18 protein-coding genes are annotated in these 18,902 nt (G+C 72.8%); 10 read left to right on the top strand and 8 right to left on the bottom strand.

Annotated elements, in window-relative coordinates:
* The first annotated feature begins 106 nt into the window (after positions 1 to 106).
* Positions 107 to 790, top strand: a complete 684-nt coding sequence (locus ACZ55U_RS06755) for an HAD family hydrolase (protein WP_465523155.1) — start codon at positions 107 to 109, stop codon at positions 788 to 790.
* 79 nt (positions 791 to 869) lie between these two features.
* On the opposite strand, the gene yidC is transcribed toward ACZ55U_RS06755, so the two are convergent.
* Both yidC and ACZ55U_RS06745 read right to left on the bottom strand, forming a co-directional pair.
* Positions 870 to 1,622, bottom strand: coding sequence for a membrane protein insertase YidC (yidC, locus tag ACZ55U_RS06750; protein WP_465523153.1), 753 nt, complete (start codon positions 1,620 to 1,622; stop codon positions 870 to 872).
* A 98-nt stretch (positions 1,623 to 1,720) separates the two neighbouring features.
* Positions 1,721 to 2,014, bottom strand: coding sequence for a DUF6412 domain-containing protein (locus ACZ55U_RS06745; RefSeq protein WP_465523151.1), 294 nt, complete (start codon positions 2,012 to 2,014; stop codon positions 1,721 to 1,723).
* 177 nt (positions 2,015 to 2,191) lie between these two features.
* Here ACZ55U_RS06745 and ACZ55U_RS06740 point away from each other — a divergent pair, with 177 nt between their 5' ends.
* Together ACZ55U_RS06740 and ACZ55U_RS06735 are read left to right on the top strand one after the other, a co-directional pair.
* The gene (locus tag ACZ55U_RS06740; protein ID WP_063349249.1) at positions 2,192 to 2,476 is read left to right on the top strand and encodes a type II toxin-antitoxin system Phd/YefM family antitoxin; all 285 of its coding nucleotides are present in this window, start codon (positions 2,192 to 2,194) and stop codon (positions 2,474 to 2,476) included.
* Complete coding sequence (locus tag ACZ55U_RS06735; RefSeq protein ID WP_465523149.1) at positions 2,469 to 2,891, top strand: PIN domain-containing protein; 423 nt, start codon at positions 2,469 to 2,471, stop codon at positions 2,889 to 2,891. Before ACZ55U_RS06740 ends, ACZ55U_RS06735 begins: the two co-directional genes overlap by 8 nt.
* Here the strand turns inward: ACZ55U_RS06735 and ACZ55U_RS06730 are convergent.
* Together ACZ55U_RS06730 and ACZ55U_RS06725 are read right to left on the bottom strand one after the other, a co-directional pair.
* Positions 2,878 to 3,468 carry a hypothetical protein gene (locus ACZ55U_RS06730; RefSeq protein WP_465523147.1) on the bottom strand — a complete coding sequence of 197 codons (591 nt, stop codon included), beginning with the start codon at positions 3,466 to 3,468 and terminating at the stop codon, positions 2,878 to 2,880. The two genes, ACZ55U_RS06735 and ACZ55U_RS06730, sit on opposite strands and share 14 nt — an antisense overlap.
* Before the next feature lie 158 nt (positions 3,469 to 3,626).
* On the bottom strand, positions 3,627 to 4,703 hold the full coding sequence (locus tag ACZ55U_RS06725; RefSeq protein ID WP_465523145.1) for a Gfo/Idh/MocA family oxidoreductase: 1,077 nt from the start codon (positions 4,701 to 4,703) through the stop codon (positions 3,627 to 3,629).
* A 224-nt stretch (positions 4,704 to 4,927) separates the two neighbouring features.
* Here ACZ55U_RS06725 and ACZ55U_RS06720 point away from each other — a divergent pair, with 224 nt between their 5' ends.
* From ACZ55U_RS06720 to ACZ55U_RS06710, 3 genes are all read left to right on the top strand, one after another.
* Positions 4,928 to 5,707: an HAD-IIA family hydrolase gene (locus tag ACZ55U_RS06720; protein ID WP_465523143.1), complete on the top strand. Its 780-nt coding sequence runs from the start codon at positions 4,928 to 4,930 to the stop codon at positions 5,705 to 5,707.
* A 336-nt stretch (positions 5,708 to 6,043) separates the two neighbouring features.
* A complete protein-coding gene (locus ACZ55U_RS06715) occupies positions 6,044 to 6,772 on the top strand; it encodes a uracil-DNA glycosylase (RefSeq protein ID WP_465523141.1) in 729 nt (242 codons plus the stop codon).
* 238 nt (positions 6,773 to 7,010) lie between these two features.
* Positions 7,011 to 8,084 carry a glycoside hydrolase family 6 protein gene (locus ACZ55U_RS06710; protein ID WP_465523343.1) on the top strand — a complete coding sequence of 358 codons (1,074 nt, stop codon included), beginning with the start codon at positions 7,011 to 7,013 and terminating at the stop codon, positions 8,082 to 8,084.
* Positions 8,085 to 8,156: 72 nt separating this feature from the next.
* Here the strand turns inward: ACZ55U_RS06710 and glxA are convergent, their stop codons facing one another.
* The 4 genes from glxA to ACZ55U_RS06690 all read right to left on the bottom strand — a co-directional run bounded on the left by glxA (position 8,157) and on the right by ACZ55U_RS06690 (position 14,337).
* Positions 8,157 to 10,088 (bottom strand): radical copper oxidase GlxA, encoded by a 1,932-nt coding sequence (gene glxA / locus ACZ55U_RS06705; protein ID WP_465523139.1) that lies wholly within the window; start codon positions 10,086 to 10,088, stop codon positions 8,157 to 8,159.
* Positions 10,089 to 10,287: 199 nt separating this feature from the next.
* On the bottom strand, positions 10,288 to 12,471 hold the full coding sequence (locus tag ACZ55U_RS06700; RefSeq protein WP_465523137.1) for a glycosyltransferase family 2 protein: 2,184 nt from the start codon (positions 12,469 to 12,471) through the stop codon (positions 10,288 to 10,290).
* Between the two features lie 413 nt (positions 12,472 to 12,884).
* Complete coding sequence (locus ACZ55U_RS06695) at positions 12,885 to 13,571, bottom strand: 3-oxoacid CoA-transferase subunit B (RefSeq protein WP_465523135.1); 687 nt, start codon at positions 13,569 to 13,571, stop codon at positions 12,885 to 12,887.
* Between the two features lie 4 nt (positions 13,572 to 13,575).
* On the bottom strand, positions 13,576 to 14,337 hold the full coding sequence (locus ACZ55U_RS06690; protein ID WP_465523133.1) for a CoA transferase subunit A: 762 nt from the start codon (positions 14,335 to 14,337) through the stop codon (positions 13,576 to 13,578).
* 563 nt (positions 14,338 to 14,900) lie between these two features.
* Between ACZ55U_RS06690 and ACZ55U_RS06685 the strand changes: the two genes are divergently transcribed.
* From ACZ55U_RS06685 to ACZ55U_RS06670, 4 genes are all read left to right on the top strand, one after another.
* Positions 14,901 to 16,217, top strand: a complete 1,317-nt coding sequence (locus ACZ55U_RS06685) for a substrate-binding domain-containing protein (protein ID WP_465523131.1) — start codon at positions 14,901 to 14,903, stop codon at positions 16,215 to 16,217.
* 77 nt (positions 16,218 to 16,294) lie between these two features.
* Complete coding sequence (locus ACZ55U_RS06680) at positions 16,295 to 17,053, top strand: ABC transporter ATP-binding protein (protein WP_465523129.1); 759 nt, start codon at positions 16,295 to 16,297, stop codon at positions 17,051 to 17,053.
* Positions 17,054 to 17,151: 98 nt separating this feature from the next.
* The gene (locus ACZ55U_RS06675) at positions 17,152 to 17,925 is read left to right on the top strand and encodes an ABC transporter ATP-binding protein (RefSeq protein ID WP_465523127.1); all 774 of its coding nucleotides are present in this window, start codon (positions 17,152 to 17,154) and stop codon (positions 17,923 to 17,925) included.
* Positions 17,925 to 18,791 (top strand): branched-chain amino acid ABC transporter permease, encoded by an 867-nt coding sequence (locus tag ACZ55U_RS06670; protein ID WP_380727959.1) that lies wholly within the window; start codon positions 17,925 to 17,927, stop codon positions 18,789 to 18,791. The genes ACZ55U_RS06675 and ACZ55U_RS06670 overlap by 1 nt, the downstream gene beginning before the upstream one ends.
* Positions 18,792 to 18,902 lie beyond the last annotated feature (111 nt).

The raw sequence follows: 18,902 nt of genomic DNA, 5'->3' as shown, positions 1-18,902 counted from the left end.
GATCCGGTCGCCCCGGAACCCGGTCGAGCCGCCCGATCCGGTCGCCCCGGAACCCGGTCGAGCCCGAACCCGTTGGACACCCCCGAACCCGTTGGAGACGAACCGGATGCACACCGACCAGATCCTGATCTTCGACGCCGACGACACGCTCTGGGAGAACAACGTCCTCTTCGAGCGGGTCATCGACGGCTTCCTGGACTGGGTCGCCGCCCCGGCCGAGCACCAGCGCACCAGGGCCCTGCTGAACGAGATCGAGGCCGCGAACTCCGCCACCCTCGGCTACGGCGCCGCCGTCTTCCGGCAGAGCCTCGCCGACTGCCTCCAGCGGCTCAACGGCAGCACGCCCACGGCGGCCGAGCACGCCCGGATCGACGCGCTGCTCACCCCGCTGACCAGCCGGAACGTCGAACTGATCGCCGGGGTCGCCGACACCCTGGCCGCCCTCGCCGAACGGCACGAGCTGCTGCTGCTCACCAAGGGCGACCACGGCGAGCAGCAGCGCAAGGTGGCGGAGTCCGCCATCGACCACCACTTCCGCGGCGTCCACATCGTCGCCGAGAAGTCGGTCGACACCTACCGGCAGCTCACCGCCGAGCTCGGCCTCGACCCGGGCCGCACCTGGATGATCGGCAACTCGCCCAAGTCCGACATCGCCCCCGCCCGCCGGGCCGGACTGCGCACCGTCTTCATCCCGCACGAGCACACCTGGGTGCTGGAGCACGTGGAACTCGGGCCGGACGAGGCGACGTTGCAGCTCGGGGCCTTCCCCGAGCTGCTGCGCCACTTCTGACGCGTCCGGCGCCGGGACAGCCCGTCAGCGAGCCGGGTCAGTTCGCCGGCACGGCGGGTCAGTCCACCAGCACGGTGGGTCAGCCCACGAGCGCGGCGGCCGGAACCGGCGTCCCGTCCCGGTACAGCCAGGCCCGTTCGGCGGCCGACCAGACGCCCGCCGTGAGCAGGTAGAGCACGGCGGCCACCGGCACCAGCGCCGCGAACAGCACCGACCCGAACGACAGGTACGGCAGCAGTCCCGCCCCCGGCTGCGGGGCGGGCCGTGCCGCCTTCGCGCCCGCGGCCCTCCCCGCCGTGGCCTCGGCCTCGGCCCTGGCGGCCGCGGTCGCCGCCGCCCGTCGCGCCCGGCGGAAGTTGACGTACCCGACCGCCGCCAGCCCGGCGAACAGCGCCCCGAACACCGCCCACTGCCCGGCGCCGTGCGCGCCCGAGACGTGCAGGCCGAGCGGCACCCCGAACAGGGTGTGGTCGAGCAGGTCGTTGGGGGTGGTGAACAGACGGTACGTCACCGAGAAGAACGGGATCTGCACCAGCATCGGCAGGCACCCCGCGAACGGCGACACCTGTTCCTTCCGGTACAGCTCCGCCATCGCCTCCCGCAGCTTCTCCGGGCGGTCCTTGAACTTCCGGTTCAGCGCGGCGACCTTCGGCGCCAAGGTGGCCCGCGCCTTCTCCCCGCGTGCCGCCGCCCGCGCCAGCGGGTGCAGCGCCAGCCGGACGGCGACGGTGAACAGGACGATGGCCAGCGCGGCCGGCAGGACGTGGGCGATGGCGGCGACCACGGCGTGCGCGACGGCGACGGCCGGATCGAGAACAGCGAGAACGGACATGGTGAGCGAGCCCTCCGGGGCCTCGGGAGACGAGTGATCGACGGAGGACGGCCACGAGCGAGCCGTGACGGACTTACGGATTCACGGAGTTCACGGGGTCACGCGGCCGCCGGGGCCGCTCCCGGCGCCCTGGGGCGTCGCCTGCCCCGGGCGTCCGGATCACGCTGCGGAAGGAACGCCGTACCGAACGCCCGGCGACGCAGCATCCCGCTGCGCACCGCCGCCGGCGCCCGCGCCCCCAGCAGCCGCGCCCCGGCCAGCGCACCGGCGACCGTACTGGCCACCAGCACCACGGCCGCGACGGTGGCGACGGACGCCAGCGTTCCGCTGTCGGCCACCAGCTCCCCGGTCAGCACCCGGAGCAGGCCCAGCAGCATCGCGACGACGGCCACGGCGTGCTCCCCCCTCGGTGTCTGTGTCCCGGACGTAAAGGCAGGACGATCCGGGGGCCGGTGGAGTTCCCGTTTCCCGTGATCGCTTCCGTCCCCGTTCCTTTCCGCTTCCGTCGGGGGGATTCCCGGGCCCGCACGGCTGTAGCCGGCGGTGCTACGCGGGGCTACCTTGGAGGGATGAAGACGATTACCCAGCGGGAGTTCCGGAACAACTCCGCCGCGGTGATGGACGCGGTGGAGGCGGGGGAGACCTTCCACATCACCAGGAACGGGGTCGAGGTCGCGGAGCTGCGGCCGGTGTCCGGGCGGCGGCGGCTCACGGCGGAGGAACTGGTGGCGCGGCACGTGAAGCTGCCGCGGGTGGACTACCAGCAGATGCGCAAGGAGGCCGAGGAGTACTTCGGGCCCGAGGAACTGGTGGGGGACGAGGGCGACGACCCGTTCGAGCGGCGGCGTGGCTGAGCGCCGCAGAGCGCCCCGGCGGCGGCCGGCCGGGGTGCTGGACACCTGCGTCTACATCGACCTGGCGCTGCTCAACCCGTCCGACCTGCCGGCCGTGCCGGAGCTGACCGCGATCACCTTCGCCGAGTTGCAGCAGGGCGTGTCGATGGCCCGGGACCCGGCCAGCCGGGCGGCCCGGCTGGAGGTGCTGGGCGCGGCGATGGCGGACTTCGACCCGCTGCCCTTCGACGCGGCGGCAGCGGCCCGCTACGGGACGCTGGTCACCCTCACCATCGCCGCCGGCCGGCAGCCGCGCCCCCGCCGGATCGACCTGATGATCGCCGCGGTCGCCTCGGCCCACGGGCTGCCGCTGTACACCCGCAACGTGGCGGACTTCCGGGGGCTGGGCTCGGCGGTGGAGGTCATCGGGGTGTGAGGGCGGCCGTGCCGTCCCGTTCGACCCGGTCGGCCAGCGCGGCGGCGTGCTTCAGGGCTTGCGCCCGGTGCCGGGTGCGCAGCAGCACGGTGTTGCCCCCGCGCTCGCCCCGGTCGCCGCCCGCCTTGGCGGCGACGGCCCACAGCGGGCGGCCGAGCAGCCGCAGCACGAGCCATCGGATTCCGACGTTCAGGCCGATGAGGGCGGCCAGGGGGACGAGCAGGAGGATCCCCTCGACGCTGTCCGGGGTGCCGGCGACGTGCCGGAAGGGGTCGTGGTCGTCCAGCCGCTTGGCGGTGGCCCCGAACCGGCCGAGCCACACCACCGCGATCCGTACGGGCACGGCGTCGGGCCCGGTCGCCTCGATGTGGCCGATCGCCCCGTCCCGCTCGCCGCGGGCCCAGGCCTTCCGCTCCTTCGCGATCGACAGGCTCTGCTGGAGCGCGCGGTCCTCGGCCTCCCGGGCCTCGCGGCGCCGCTCGAACTCCTCCTCGCGGAGCCGCTGTTGGGCGGACCACGCCTGTTCGCGCCGCCGGCGCTCCTCGATGTCGACCTGCCGCCCCCGCTGACTGTTCATCCGGTCATCTTAGGAATCGCGGGTGTCCGGGGTGGCGGCAGGTCGAGGGGCCTCGGGCCAGGGTGCCTCAGGTCCGGGGGCCTCAGGCCTCAGGCCTCAGGTCGGCCAGGTGGGCCGCTCGGGCCCGGGGCGTGCTGTGCGGTCTCCGGGTGGGCCGCTCAGCCCGGGCGGACCGCCGTTCCCGTGGCGGCGGAGGTGCGGGCCGCCTCCAGCACCGCGAGGGCGGCCACCGCGTCACGCGGGTCGACCGGCGGCGGGGTGCCCGGGGCGGCCAGGGCGGCGGCGATGCCCGCGTAGAAGGCGGGGTAGTCGCCGGGTTCGGTCGGCAGCGAGATCGCGGACTCGTCGGTGCCCAGGGTGCCGTAGTGCGAGGGCTGGTCGGCGCCCCAGGGGCGGGTGCCGTCCGGGCGCAGGCCCGCCCGCAGGTCGGCCTCCTGGGGGTCCATGCCGGGCTTGACGTAGCCGGCGGTGTCGCCGAGCACCCGCAGCCGGGGGCCGATCAGCGGGGTGATGGCGCTGGTCCACAGGTGCGAGCGGGTGCCGGAGGCGTGGGTGAGGGCGAGGAAGGCGTCGTCGTCGACCACCGCGCCGTCGCGCCGGATGTCGATCTCCGCGTACACCGTCTCGACCGGTCCGAACAGGGTGAGCGCCTGGTCGACCAGGTGGCTGCCCAGGTCGTACAGCGTGCCGCCGACCTCGGCCGGGTCGGCCAGCTCGCGCCAGCCCGGCTTGGGCTTGGGGCGGAAGCGCTCGAAGCGGGACTCGAAGCGGTGCACCCGGCCGAGCGCGCCGCCGCGCACCAGCCGGCTCGCGGTGAGGAAGTCCCCGTCCCAGCGGCGGTTGTGGAAGACCGAGAGCAGCACGCCCCGCTCCTCGGCGAGGCGGCACAGCTCCAGCGCCTCGGCGGCGGTGCCGGCCAGCGGCTTGTCCACCACGGTCGCCAGGCCGGCCCGCAGCGCGGCGCGGGCGAGCGGGGCGTGGGTGCGGTTGGGCGAGGCGATGACGACCAGGTCGAGCGCGTCCGGATCGGCGAGCAGCTGCTCGGGGGTGTCCACGGCGCGGGCGCCGGGGTGTTCGCGCGCCAGCTGGGCGCGCCGGTCGGGGTTGGCGGTGACCACGGCGTCCAGCCGCAGCCCCGGCGTGCCGGCGATCAGCGGTGCGTGGAAGGCGGAGCCGGCCAGACCGTAGCCGATCAGGCCGACGCGGAACGGACCGGGAGTCGTCTGCTGGTTCATGCGCCCACTCAATCACGGGGCGGCGCCGGTCCACCCAAACCGGGAGCAAACAGGCGCTCCGTCGGGCCGGAAACCTCGGGCCGGACGGGGGCCGCGCGATGGCGCCGGTGGCGACTACGCTGGTCGGCGTTGGGGCAGCCTTTGGCGCCCGACCGGCCGAGGGTGTCCGGTTGGGGCATGTGCGAGATCGTTCAGAGCCTTTGCAAGACCGAGGAGACACCTACGTGGCAGACCGTAAGCCCATCGAGTCCTGGCTGACCGACATGGACGGGGTCCTCATCCACGAGGGCACGCCGATCCCCGGGGCGGAGGAGTTCCTGCGTCGCCTGCGGGAGTCCGGCAAGCCCTTCCTGGTCCTCACCAACAACTCCATCTACACCCCGCGCGACCTCAGCGCCCGGCTGGCCGGGATGGGCCTGGAGGTGCCCGAGGAGTGCATCTGGACCTCCGCCCTGGCAACGGCCAAGTTCCTCAAGAGCCAGCGGCCGAACGGCACCGCGTACGTGATCGGCGAGGCGGGGCTCACCACCGCGCTGTACCAGGCCGGGTACGTGCTGACCGACAACAACCCCGACTACGTCGTCCTCGGCGAGACCCGCACCTACTCCTTCGAGGCGCTCACCAAGGCGATCCGGCTGATCAACCAGGGCGCCCGGTTCATCTGCACCAACCCGGACGAGACCGGCCCCTCCACCGAGGGCGTGCTGCCGGCCACCGGCTCGGTCGCGGCCCTGATCACCAAGGCGACCGGCGTGGACCCGTACTTCGTCGGCAAGCCCAACCCGCTGATGATGCGCGAGGCGCTGAACACGGCCGGCGCCCACTCCGAGACGGCCGTGATGATCGGCGACCGGATGGACACCGACATCGTCGCGGGCATGGAGGCGGGCATGGAGACCATCCTGGTGCTCACCGGCCTGACCTCCGCCGCCGACGTGGAGCGCTTCCCGTACCGGCCGAGCCGGGTGGTCAAGTCGATCGCGGACCTGGTCGAGCTGGTCTGACCTCCGCGCTTCGCCGTCGCGGGCCCCGTTCCGGCCGGTCGCCGGGGCGGGGCCGCTTCGTGTCCGGAGCCGCTCTGCCGCCCGTGGGGTCGGGGGCGCCCGTGGGGCCGGGGGCGCCCGTTGGGACGGGGCCGTCTGCGGGGCCGGGTGCGTCCGTGGGGTCGGCGCCATCCGTGGGGCCGGGGCCCGGGGCGGAGCCGCCAACGGCGAGTCGGGGTGGGTGGCCGCCGAGGGCCGGATTCCGCTCCGGCGGAGTGTGTTGTCGGTGGGGCTGTGTAGCGTTCGGGGTGATAGAGGGCGTGCGGCGCAGCAGCCGCGGTGTGGGAGGTAGATGTCGTGACGGACACGGTCGAGGCGGGCGTGGTGGGGGCCGGTGCGGGCGGCGGGCTGGAGCTGCCCGAGTCCTGGCGCGCGGTGCTGGGCGCCGAGACGGAGAAGCCGTACTTCGCCGAGCTGGCGGCCTTCGTGGCGGCCCAGCGCGCGGAGCACGAGGTGTTCCCGCCGAGCGGCCAGGAGTTCGCCGCGCTGGAGGCCACCCCGTACGACAAGGTCCGGGTGCTCGTGCTCGGCCAGGACCCGTACCACGACAACGGCCAGGCCCACGGCATGAGCTTCTCGGTGCTGCCGGGCACCAAGACGCCGCCGTCGCTGCGCAACATCTTCAAGGAGCTGGACGCCGACCTGGGCATCCCGGCCCCGGACAACGGCTACCTGATGCACTGGGCCGAGCAGGGCGTGCTGCTGCTGAACGCGGTGCTCACGGTCCGCGCGCACGAGGCCAATTCGCACAAGGCGAAGGGCTGGGAGAAGTTCACCGACGCGGTGATCAAGGCGGTGAGCGACCGCGAGGAGCCGGTGGTCTTCGTGCTCTGGGGCAACTACGCGAAGAAGAAGCTGCCGCTGATCGACACCTCCAGGCACGTGGTGGTGCAGGGGGCGCACCCGTCGCCGCTGTCGGCCAAGCTGTTCTTCGGCAGCCGCCCGTTCTCGCAGATCAACAGCGCGCTGGAGTCCTTCGGCACCGAGGCGATCGACTGGCGGGTGCCGAACCTCAAGGAGGCCTGAGCCTTCGCTCCTCTGTTGTGTCCCGGTGTCCCTGAGCAACGGGTGGCCGTGGGTCGGACGGGTTCGATGTCCCGTTCGCCCACGGCCACTTGGCGTTCACCGGTGATGGCCGCCGGCCGGTGCGGGGTGTGCTTAGCTGGTGCGGATCGGGCGACCGGGCGGACCGGCCGGTCCGGGGCAGGAGGGGCGGTACGTGCACGGGCTGGGGCGGGCGGGTGCGTTGCGGTGGGTGGCGGGGGTGCTGCTGGCCGGGGTGGTGGCCGTCGTGTCCGGGTGTGGCGGTTCGGACGGCGGCAAGCCGGGCGCCGTCGCGGGGCCCGGGCCGGGGTCAGGGTCGGGAACCGGATCGGGATCTGGAGCTGGGTCGGGATCCGGATCTGGAGCGGGATCGGCTGAGAGCCCGGGTGCGGGCCAGGGCGGGGGGTTCGCCCAGCTCCCCGGGCAGGACTTCTACGTCTCCGACCAGACCAACGCCGCCCGCCAGGTGACCGCGCTGCGAGGCCAGGGCCGCACGGCGGAGGCCGAGACCCTGCTGCGGATCGCCGCCCAGCCCTCCTCGCAGTGGCTCGGCGAGCAGGGTGCCAAGGAGATCGCCGAGCAGGTGAGCCGACGGGCCACCGAGGCGGGCCGGACGGCGGTCTTCGTCGCCTACGACATCCCGCACCGCGACTGCGGCCAGTACTCGGCCGGCGGTGCCCCCGACGCCGCCGCCTACCGGTCCTGGATCACCGGCGTCGCGCAGGCCCTCGGCGACCGCAGGGCCTGGGTGGTGCTGGAGCCGGACGCCGTCGCCCACACCCTGGACGACTGCGGGATCAAGGGCGACCTGGCCGCCGAGCGGTACGGCCTGCTGGCCTTCGCCGTCCAGGAGTTGAAGAAGAACCCGAACGTCCGGGTCTACCTGGACGCCGGCAACCCCGGCTGGGCGCAGGACCCGGTGGAACTGGCCACCGCGCTGCGCAGGTCGGGCATCGCGGCGGCGGACGGCTTCGCCCTGAACGTCGCCAACTTCTACGACACCGAGCGGAACGCGGCGTACGGGGCCAGGCTCTCCGCGGTCCTGGACGGGAAGCACTTCGTGATCGACACCAGCCGCAGCGGCAACGGCGCGCTGGGCGGCGACGCCTGGTGCAACCCGCCGGGGCGCGCGCTCGGCGAGCGGCCGACCACCGAGACCGGCCGGCCCGCGGTGGACGCCTACCTGTGGATCAAGAACCCGGGGGAGTCGGACGGCGACTGCGGGCGGGGCGAGCCCCGGGCGGGCGCGTTCTGGCTGCCGTACGCGCTCGGGCTGGCGCAGGCGGCGCGCTGAGCGCGCCCGCGCCCCTCCAGGCTCGCCCCGGCTCGGCTCAGGTGTCCCGTACGGCGGCCGGACGGGGCCCGGCTAGGCGGTGACCTGGACCCAGCGGGCGACCGACGGGGTGCCGGCCGAGTCGGTCAGGAACAGCATGTACCAGCCCGGCGGCAGCAGGTTGGGGTTGCCGGGCAGGGTGAGTGCGACGCCGTCCGCCGTCCGCCCGGTGATGTCCAGGGCCACCGAGCGCTGTTCGACGTCCGTCACGTGGGTGACCGAACTCGGCCGGATCAGCTTGGCGGTGGCGACCGCCTCCGGCCGTGAGGTGCCGACGCTCAGGGTGCCGCCGAGCCGGGCCGCCTGCGGGGCGGCGCTGACCTCGGGGCGGTCGCCGCGGTACAGGTACGGCGGGGTGTAGATCTCGATGCGCTGCTCGAAACCGCCCGGCTGGGTCTCGGCCTTGTCCGCGAAGAGCGGGTTGGAGCCCAGGACGGCGACCCGGCCGTCCGGCAGCAGCAGCGCCTCCGAGTGGTAGTTGCGGCCGACGGTCGGCTCGGCGGCGGTGCTGAAGCTGTTGGAGTCCGGGTGGTACACCTGCGCCTTGAGCAGGTCGCTGTCACCCCGGCCGCGGTAGCCGCTGGAGCCGCCGGTGGTGAAGACGGTGTCGTCCGGGAGGATCACGCTGTTGAGGTAGCGGGTGCCGCCGGCCGGCAGGTCCGGGCCGGGGGAGAAGGCGGGCTGGGCGGCGGTGAGGTCCGCGATGTCGGTGCGGGCGGTGGACAGCGGTGACTCGCCGACGCCACCGCCGCCGAGCACCATCACCTTCTGGGCCTGCGCGGGCGGCAGCAGCACCGAGGAGGAGGTCTCGGTCAGCCCGGGGTCGCGCAGGCCGGGGACGGGCTGGAAGGCGCCGTTCGACAGGTCCCACACGCCGGGCTCGCGGCCCTTGTCGGCGGGGCCGTAGCCACCGTTGGAACCGGAGTAGAAGAGCTTGCCGGACGCCGTCAGGAAGACCGACGGGTACGTCGGGAAGTAGTGGTCGGGGCCCTTGGACCAGGACTTGGTCTTCGGGTCGTAGATCTCGTTGTCGTTGCCGTTGAGGATCTCCCCGGTGTCGTCCAGCCCCGAGACGGTGACCACCCGGCCGTCACCCAGCCCGGTCAGCGTCGGGTACCAGCGGGCGTGGGCCATGTCGGTGACCGGCTCGTACAGTTCGGTGTCCGGGTTGAACTCGAAGGCGGAGCGGATGCCCTGGTACTCCTGCTTGTCCAGGGTCAGCTTCTCGTTCTGCCCGTACAGGTTGTGGGCGTCGGTGCCGGTCAGGCCCTTGATCCGGTACTGGGCGGGGGTGTCGGTGGCGTAGTCCGGGCCCGTGCCGACCGCCTCCACGTACACGTGCTGCTCGCCGGCGGTGACCACGGTCTGCTTGCCGGAGCCGGTCTTGGTGGCGGCCGGGACGGTCACCGCGGCGGTGCTGGCGTACTCGTGGCCGTTCGGGGCCACGAAGACGGTGCCCTTCGGGAAGGTTCGGTCGCGCTCCGGGCTCTCGTTGCGCACCCGCATGACGCCGGCGGCCTTCTTCACGGCGCCGGCCAGCTTCTCGTACCGCTGGGTGCCGCCGGCCACCAGGACGCGGCCGTCCGGCAGCGAGGTGTGGCCGCCGCAGAACATGTCGGCCGGGGTGGGGATCAGCTTGTAGGAGTTCCGGGCCGGATCCCAGAGCAGGCTCTTGAAGGTGCCCGCGTCGAACTGCTTCTGGTCGTTGCCGGAGCCGGCCACGATCAGCACCTTGCCGGTGCGCAGCAGGGTCGCGTGCACGGCGTTGACCCGGAACTCGGCGGGCAGCGACAGGGTCTGCCAGTGGCCGTACCGCGCCTTGTACTCGGGGCGGTTGATCACGTAGTCGTGGTACTGCTCGGAGGCGAAGCCGAGGACGGCCGGCGCGTTCATCCCGGCCACGGTCAGCGCGACGGTGCTGCCGAGGGCGAGGCGCTTGGTGCGGCCGGCCTTGTGGATCTTCACGGTGGTGACTCCCCTCGGGAGGCGGTCGGGGCTGTTCGGCGGGCGGCTCTGTTCGGGGCGGCTGTGGGTCTGCTTGGGGGGCTGTGGTCCTGGGCGGGGGGCTGGTTCTGCTTGGGGGGCTGTGGTCCTGGGGCGGGGCGGCTCTGTTGCTCTGGTCCTGGGCCGGGGGCTCGGTTGCTCTGGCCTTCGGCGGGGCCGGTCAGTGGGTCGGCATGCCGCTGTCCGCGTGGTCGGAGGCGGGCAGGGGTGGCTGCGTGGGCCGCGGGGCCCGTGGGTCGCGGGCGTGGCGGGCGTGGCGCGGGCGGCGCTTCTCCAGCAGGACGTTCGGGGCCGAGGCCGGGCCACCGGTGACGGTGAGGGTGGCGATGGGGCGGCTACGGCGGCGGCGGACGGCGTCGCCGGCCGTGATCAGGACCGGCAGGAGGGTGAGCCCCAGGGCGATCCAGGCCCAGGTGCGCATCGCGACGTGGTCGTAGCCGGTGACGTAGGAGGCGGCGATCGCGCCGCCGAACACCAGCGTCCAGAACAGGTGGAAGCGGAAGGTGCCGAGCCGGTCGGTGCTGGCCGCACGGCCCTTCGGCGTCACCACGAAGCGGCTGCGGCGGCGGACGAGTGCCTGGAGCAGCGAGGCCGCGTAGACCGGACCGCACAGTGCGGACATCACCATGCCGGCGACCCCGGAGGAACCGGCAGGCTCGTGCGGGCTCACGTTGTGCTTGCGGTTCCAGGTGTAGAGCAGGAGTTGGAGGGCGGCGGCGTCGCTGTAGAGCATCATCCAGATCTCCGAGGAGACGTGCACGCCCGAGGCGCCGAAGCCCAGGTAGAGCACACTGGACAGGCCGCCGAGCAGCCAGGTGAGCGCCGCCATCGGGTAGAAGCCCATCATCAGCGAGTAGTTGAGCAGCCGGCCGGGGGAGAGCTGCCACAGCACGCGCCAATAGCGGGTGAGCAGGGTCTCGTAGGTGCCGCGGCTCCAGCGCAGCTGCTGGGAGAAGAAGTCGGTCCAGGAGGACGGGCCCTCGCCGACCGCGAGCACGTCCGGGGTGTACACGGACTTCCAGCGCTCCCCGGTCTCCGGGTTCCGGCTGCGGTGGAACTCCAGGCCGGTCGCCATGTCCTCGGTGATGGAGTCGGACAGCCCGCCGATCGACTGGAGCGCCCGGATCCTGACGGCGTTGTTGGTGCCGACGAACATGGGTGCGCCGTAACGGTTTCCGGCGCGCTGGATGAGGGCGTGGAAGAGGTACTGCTGGCTCTCGGAGAACGCGGTGACGGCGGAGCCGGAACTGCGGTAGTTCCCGTACACCTGGGGGCCGACCACGAACGCCACGTCGGGGTCGCGGAAGTAGCCGAGCATGCGCTCGCAGAAGTCCGGCAGCGGGACGTGGTCGGTGTCCACGGACACCCAGAACTCGTAGTCGTCGCCGTGGGCCCGGAGCCAGGCGTTGTAGTTGCCGTGCTTGGTTCCGGCGCGGAACGGGCCCTTCGGGCGGTTCCAGTGCGGCCGGCCGGAGCGGCTGAAGTGGCGCACACCCAGCTCGGTGCAGAGCGCCTGCATCGCAGGATCGTTTCCCTCGTCCAGCAACCAGACGTCGTACGGCCCTTCGTGCCGCACGGCGCGGGCGGCGGTGAGCGTGGCCCGGACCATCTCCGGCGGTTCCTTGCCCGGCACGCAGGTGGTGAGGAAGGCGACCCGGGTGCCGGGCTCCGGTGTCACCGGGATCGGATCGCGGGCGACCAGCGTGGCATGGGTGTTGGAGATGACGTTGACCAGCCGGAACACCTCGACCACCGCGATGATGCCGATCATCACCTTGTCACCGAGGAGCACCAGGGCGTTCGTCTCGTCCAGCCGCTCGGGCCAGTGCTCGGGCAGCAGCAGCCAGACCAGCAGCACCGCCTCCACCACGGGGGCGGCCATCAGTAACAGGGCGGCGCGGATCCGGTGCGGCTCGCGGCGCAGCAGGCTGCGGTACCGGACGCGGTAGGGGGGCGCGGGGGGTTCCTGCGGCTCGGTCGGTGCGAGGGGCGTGGCGGGTGCGTACGGCGAGGGGCTGTGCGGTGAGGTGCTGTGCAGCGAGGTGTTGTACGGAGAGGTGCCGTACGACGAAGGCCCGTACGGAGAGGGGGCGTGCGGTGAGGGGGCATGCGGTGAGGGTGTGGCTGGTGGGGTTGGTGCCGCCGGTTCGGGCCAGTAGACGCCGGCACCGAGGTCGTCGTCCTCGTCCGGGTCGTGGGCGGGGCCGGCCAGGCGGCTGAAGTGGCCGTAATCGTACGGGGCTTCGGGCGCGGGTAAGGCGCGAAGAGCGGCTTCGTCCAACTGCCCGGTGTCGCGCCCGTGGGCCGTTCCGACGCCCCTTCGTCGCGAGAACGGCGTGGTCATGGCTGCTCCCCCAGGCGGTTTCCGGGACCTCCGGCGCATCCGGTGCGTACGACCGGACCGGTTGTCACGCCGGTGTGGCGGTCTCGAACGCGGGATCCCGATGCGCTGTTCAGCTTCCCCTCCGGGCACGTCGGGATCCTTGGTTCCCCAACTCTCCCTGAGCACAACGGTGATCGCAACCAGTCCGGGGGATCACCGCTGCCAAGGCATGAAGATGCCATGGTTCCTGGACGATCCGACGGGTGTTGGTGCTATGGCGGCGAATTCGGTCGGGTTCGGCCCCCGGCCCCCGGCCCCCGGCCCCCGGTTTCGGTTCCCGGTTCTGGTTCGGCCCCGGCCTTCGGCTTCTGCGGTAGCGACGGAACGGCCGGACCACCCGGGGTGATCCGGCCGTCCGCATGGCGCCGGGTTGGTCAGAGCGGGGGCAGCAGGGGCGCGCCGGTCGCCGCCTGGACCTCGGCGAAGCCAACGCCGGGCGCCGTCTCCACCACGCGCAGCCCCTCCGGGGTCACGTCGACCACTGCCAGGTCGGTGACGATCCGATCGACAACACCCCTGCCGGTAGCGGGAAGTGACAACTCGTCGACGATCTTCGGTGAGCCGTCCCGGGCGGTGTGCTCCATCACCACGATCAGCCGGCGGGCGCCGTGCACCAGGTCCATCGCGCCGCCCATGCCCTTGACCATCTTGCCGGGGATCATCCAGTTCGCGAGGTCCCCGGTGGCCGACACCTGCATCGCGCCGAGCACCGAGACGTCGATCCGTCCGGCCCGGATCATGCCGAAGGAGAAGGCGGAGTCGAAGTACGAGGCGCCGGGCGCGACCGTCACCGTCTCCTTCCCGGCGTTGATCAGGTCGGCGTGCTCGGCTCCCTCCTCGGGGTACGGTCCGACACCGAGGATGCCGTTCTCCGAGTGCAGCACCACTTCGACGCCGGGCGGGAGGTGGTTGGGGATCAGGGTCGGCAGGCCGATGCCCAGGTTCACGTACTGGCCGTCGCGCAACTCCCGGGCGGCACGGGCGGCCAGGGCGTTGCGCGGGTCGAGGGCGGGGGCGGTGCTGGACGTGGTGGTCGGGGTGTGGGCGGTGAGCGTGGGCATCGGGTCAGGCCTCCTGGAGTGCGGGGCGGACGGTCCGGCGTTCGATGCGGCGGTCCTCGGGGTCGGCGGCCACCACCCGGTCGACGTACACCCCGGGCAGGTGCACGGCGTCCGGCGGGAGCTCGCCCGGCTCGACGATCCGGTCCGCCTCCACCAGGGTGATCCGGCCCGCCGCCGCGCAGAGCGGGTTGAAGTTCCGGGCGGCGGCGTGGAACACGCAGTTGCCGTGCCGGTCCGCGACCTCGGCCCGGACGAGGGCGAAGTCCGCCGTGATCGCCTCCTCCATGAGGTAGCGACGGCCGCCGAACTCCCGGACCTCCTTGGGCGGGGAGGCCAGGGCCACCGAGCCGTCCGCCGCGTAGCGCCAGGGCAGCCCGCCCTCCTCGACCTGGGTGCCGACTCCGGCCGGGGTGAAGAACGCCGGGATGCCGGCGCCACCCGCCCGCAGCCGTTCGGCCAGCGTGCCCTGCGGGGTCAGCTCCACCTCCAGCTCGCCGGAGAGGTACTGCCGGGCGAACTCCTTGTTCTCCCCGACGTACGAGGAGGTCATCCGGGCGATCCGGCCCGCCCGGAGCAGCAGGCCCAGCCCCCAGTCGTCCACCCCGCAGTTGTTCGAGACCACGCGCAGCCCGGTGGCACCGGAGTCCACCAGGGCGCCGATCAACGTGCTCGGGATGCCGCAGAGGCCGAAACCGCCGACGGCCAGCACCGCGCCGTCGGGGATGTCCCCGACGGCGTCGGCGGGGGAGTCCAGGACCTTGTCCAAGGGGTCACCTCGTGAGGGAGTGGAAGTGGGAGTGGGAGTGGCTGGGGGTGGGTGGGTGCCGGTGGGCGCTCGGGCCGCCGGGGGCGGGGAGCAGGCGGAGACGGCCGGGGAAGGATGGTGGGGACGGGTGGTGGGGGCGGGCCGAGCGGCGGCTGGGACGGGCGAGAACGGCGGGCGGTTGGGACCGGCGGCCGGCGGCCGGCGGGCCCGGGAGGCGCGCGGAGCCCGTGGCCGGACCAGGGCCGGGCTGGGATCCGTGCCTGGGCCCGACCGGACCGGGCCGGGCGCGCCGCTGGGATGGCTGCCCCGCCGGACGGGCTCCGCGCCCCTCCACCGTCACCGGGTACTGGCCGCCGCAGCCATGGCGACCACACCCATGGGTGGGCGCGCAGTCGTGTAGGCAGGCCACACCAGGGCGGCCATGGGGCGGCGACGGCATGGCGGTATGTCAGCTGGAACCACATCCCGAGGGCCTGATGCGTCGGCCGGGCACATGTTGCCGTTCCCACCGCACACCTACGGTTCCCGCATCCACCCCGCCGCACCCTCAGGAGCCGGTCACCATGCGCAGCTCGACAGCCCCCTCCAGGACCGCCTCCGGCGCCCGCCTGGACGACTCCCTGGCCGGCAACTCCCAGACCGGCGGCTCCCTGGCAGGCGGCTCTCTGACCAGCCGCCCGGGCCGGAAGCTCGCCGCCCTCGCGGCGTGCGTCCTGCTCGCCTCGGGCTGCGCCAAGGCCGGCACGGCCGGGACGACCGCGGCGGACGGTGGATCGAAGGGCCCGATCAAGGTCGGCCTGGTGTACTCCAAGACCGGACCGTTGGCCGCCTACGGCAAGCAGTACCTGGAGGGCTTCAAGGCCGGCCTGGACTACGCGACCAAGGGCACCGGCGCGGTCGACGGACACAAGATCGAGTTCGAGGAGCAGGACGACGCGGGCGACCCGGCCAAGGCGGTGTCCGCCGCCAAGGACCTGATCGGCAAGGGCTACAAGGTGCTGGCCGGCTCCACCGCCTCCGGTGTGGCCCTCCAGGTCGGCCCGATCGCCGCGCAGAACAAGGTGCTCTTCATCAGCGGCCCGGCCGCCGCCGACAAGGCCACCGGTCTGAACAAGTACACCTTCCGTTCCGGCCGCCAGTCCTACCAGGACATCAAGACCGCGGCCTCGTTCGTCGGTGACGCCAAGGGCAAGAAGGTCACCGTGCTCGCTCAGGACAACGCCTTCGGGCAGGCCAACGTGGCCGCCGTGAAGGCGGTGCTCGGCGCCGAGGGTGCGACGGTCGACCAGGTGCTCGCCCCGCCGAGCGCCACCGACCTCACCCCCTTCGCCACCCAGGCGAAGACCGGCAAGCCGGACCTGCTGTTCGTCGCCTGGGCCGGTGACACCGCCTCGGCCCTGTGGACGGCGCTCAACCAGCAGGACGTCTTCGCCGACACCAAGGTCGTCACCGGCCTCGACCTGGCCGCCTCCTACCCGCTGTTCGGCCCGGCCGGCGAGAAGATCTCCTTCCTGAACCACTACTTCGACGGCGCCGCCGGCACCCCGGTGGAGAAGGCCATGACCGACGCCGTCGCCGCCGCTGGAGGGAAGACCGACATCTTCACCCCGGACGGGTTCACCGCCGCCCAGATGATCGTGCACGCCGTCGAGTCCAACCACGGCTCCACCGACGACACCTCGGCCCTGGTCAAGGCCCTGGAGGGCTGGAGCTTCGACGGGGTGAAGGGGAAGACCACGGTCCGCGCCGAGGACCACGCCCTTCTCCAGCCGATGTTCCAGGTCCGGCTGACCGGCACCGGCGCCGCCGCCAAGCCCTCGGTGGAGAAGACCCTGACCGCGGACGAGGCGGCGCCCCCGGTCGCCCCGATGGCGGGCTGATCCCGGTGCCCGCCCGTACCACCTCCGTCACTTCCGCTTCTTCGGATCCGTCCGCGCGTTCGTCCTTCTCGTCGTCCTTGTCGTCCTCCTCTCCGGTGCTGCGCCTAGAGGGGCTCGGTTGGGCCGTCCGCGGTGTGCCGATCGTCGAGGACGTCTCCTTCTCGGTCGGCGAAGGCGAGTTCATCGCCTTCATCGGGCCCAACGGGGCCGGCAAGACCTCCCTCTTCAACCTGATCTCGGGCATCTACCCGGCGACCCAGGGCAGCCTCCACCTCGACGGCGTGGACATCACCGCCGAGGCGGTGCACGCCAGGGCCCGCCGCGGACTCGGCCGCACCTTTCAGACCTCCTCCCTCTGGCCGGCGATGACGGTCGCCGACCATGTCCGCCTCGCCGCCCAGGCGGCGGCCGGCCCGGGTGCCTCGTACCGGCTCTGGCGCCGCGCCGACCGCTACGAGAAGCAGTTGGCCGACACCCTGGAGCGCACCGACCTCAGCCATCGCGCGGACACCCTGGCCAGTGCGCTCTCGCACGGGGAGAAGCGCAAGCTGGAGCTGGCCGTCCTGCTGGTCTCCGAGCCCCGGCTGATCCTCTTGGACGAGCCGATGGCCGGTGTCAGTGCGGAGGAGGTGCCGGCCCTCACCGAGCTGATCCGCTCCGTGCACCGAGACCTCGGCCGGACCGTCCTGATGGTCGAGCACCACATGGACGTCCTGCTCGGCCTGGCCGACCGGCTCGCGGTGATGCACCACGGCACCCTGCTCGCCCTGGACACCCCCGAGGCCGTGATGGCCGACCCGACCGTGCAACAGGCCTACCTGGGTGAGGCGTTGTGACCTCCTCTCCGTTCTCCGCTCAGCGCCCTTCCGCTACGGCGCACTCCTCCTCGCTGCCGTCCGGCGTTCAGCCGTCCACTGCCGAACCTCTCCTCTCCGTGCGCGATCTGCGCGTGGTCATCGACGGGCTGCACATCCTGCACGGCGTCGACTTCGACGTCGCCCCCGCCGGGGTGACCGCTCTCCTGGGCCGCAACGGCGCCGGCAAGACCACCACCGTCAAGGCCGTCATGGGCCTGGTGCCGCGCACCGGGACCGTCAGGCTCGCCGGAGCCGAACTCTCCTCCCTTCCCACGCATCTGGTTGTTCGTCATGGCATCGGTTACGCACCCGAGGACCGGGGGATCTTCGCCGGTCTGACGGTGGCCGAGAACCTCCGTCTCGCCGAGCGCGCCGCTGGAGGCGGGGAGGGGGCCGGCGAGCCGAACTACGCACTCGTCCACGAGCTCTTCCCCGAACTCAAGCAGAGGGCCGGGCAGTTGGCCGGGACTCTCTCCGGCGGCCAGCAGCAGATGGTGGCGATCGGCCGGACGCTGCTCAACCGCAACCGGTTGATCATCGCCGACGAGCCCACCAAGGGCCTGGCCCCGAAGATCGTCGCCGAGGTGGCCGAGGTACTGGCGCGTGCGGCCGAGGCCGTGCCCGTCCTGCTGGTCGAACAGAACCTCGCCCTCGTCCGCCGGTTGGCCGGCACCTGCGCCGTCCTGGCCGACGGCCGTACCGCCCACCGCGGGGACACCGCCGAGCTGTTGGCCGACGAGGAGGCCGCCCGCCGCCTGCTCGGCGTCGGCTCCCGTCACCCGCTCGCCGGCGGGCCCCGGCCCTCCGTCTCCCCGGCCGCCCCCGTCGTCACCGCCGAGGTGAAGCCCTGATGGACACCGTTGTCCTCCTTTCCTGTACCGGACTCGGTCTCGGTGCGCTGTACTTCCTGGTCGCCTCCGGTCTGTCGTTGATCTTCGGGCTGATGGACGTGCTCAACTTCGCGCACGGCGCCCTGCTCTCCATCGGCGCCTATGCCACCTGGTGGGCCGGTGCCGAGGCCGGCCTCTCCTTCTGGCTCGCGGTGCCCTTCGGCACCCTGGTCGGGACGGTCGCCGCCGTCCTGCTGGAGCTCTTCCTGATCCGGCCGCTGTACAGCCGCCCGCGCGACCAGATCCTTGCCACCGTCGGGGTCGGGCTCGCCGTGCCCGCCCTGCTGATGGGGATCTGGGGCGCCGACTCCCGCCCCTTCCCCCAGCCGGACCTGCTGTCCGGCACCTGGCACGTGCTCGGTGCGACCGTCCCGGTCAACCGCTTCGTGCTGGTGGCTGCCGCCGCCCTCCTGCTGCTCGCTCTTCGGTTGTTCCTCGCCCGCACTCGCTACGGGCTGATCGTCCGGGCCGGCGTCGAGGACCGGGCGATGGTCACGGCGCTCGGCATCGACGTCCGGAAGGCCTTCACCCTCGTCTTCGCCCTCGGCGGGGCCGCCGCCGCGCTCGGCGGAGCCCTCGGCGGCCTCTACTTCGGTTCGGTCAACCCCGGCCAGGGGACCGGCCTGCTCATCTTCGCCTTCGTCGTCGTGGTGATGGGCGGCATGGGCTCCGTGACCGGCGCCGCCGTCGCCTCGGTGGGCGTCGGCCTCGTCCAGCAGTTCGCCAACTACTACACCGGCGCCGGGCTCGGCGACCTCTCGGTCGTCGTCCTGCTCGCCGTGCTGCTACTGGTCCGACCCCGTGGACTCACCGGGAGGCTCGCGTGAGCGCCGAAACTCCGATCACGAGCACCGGTGGCCGCGAGGCCGACCGCAGCGCCGCCGTCCCGGCAGGGGGGACTTCCACCAGCCCTGCCGTGACCACCATGCCAGCAGAGG

It is taken from the genome of Kitasatospora sp. NPDC034533 (assembly GCF_055575155.1).
Note: the sequence above shows the minus strand (reverse complement) of the source record. Positions and strands in the feature narration are given on the sequence as shown.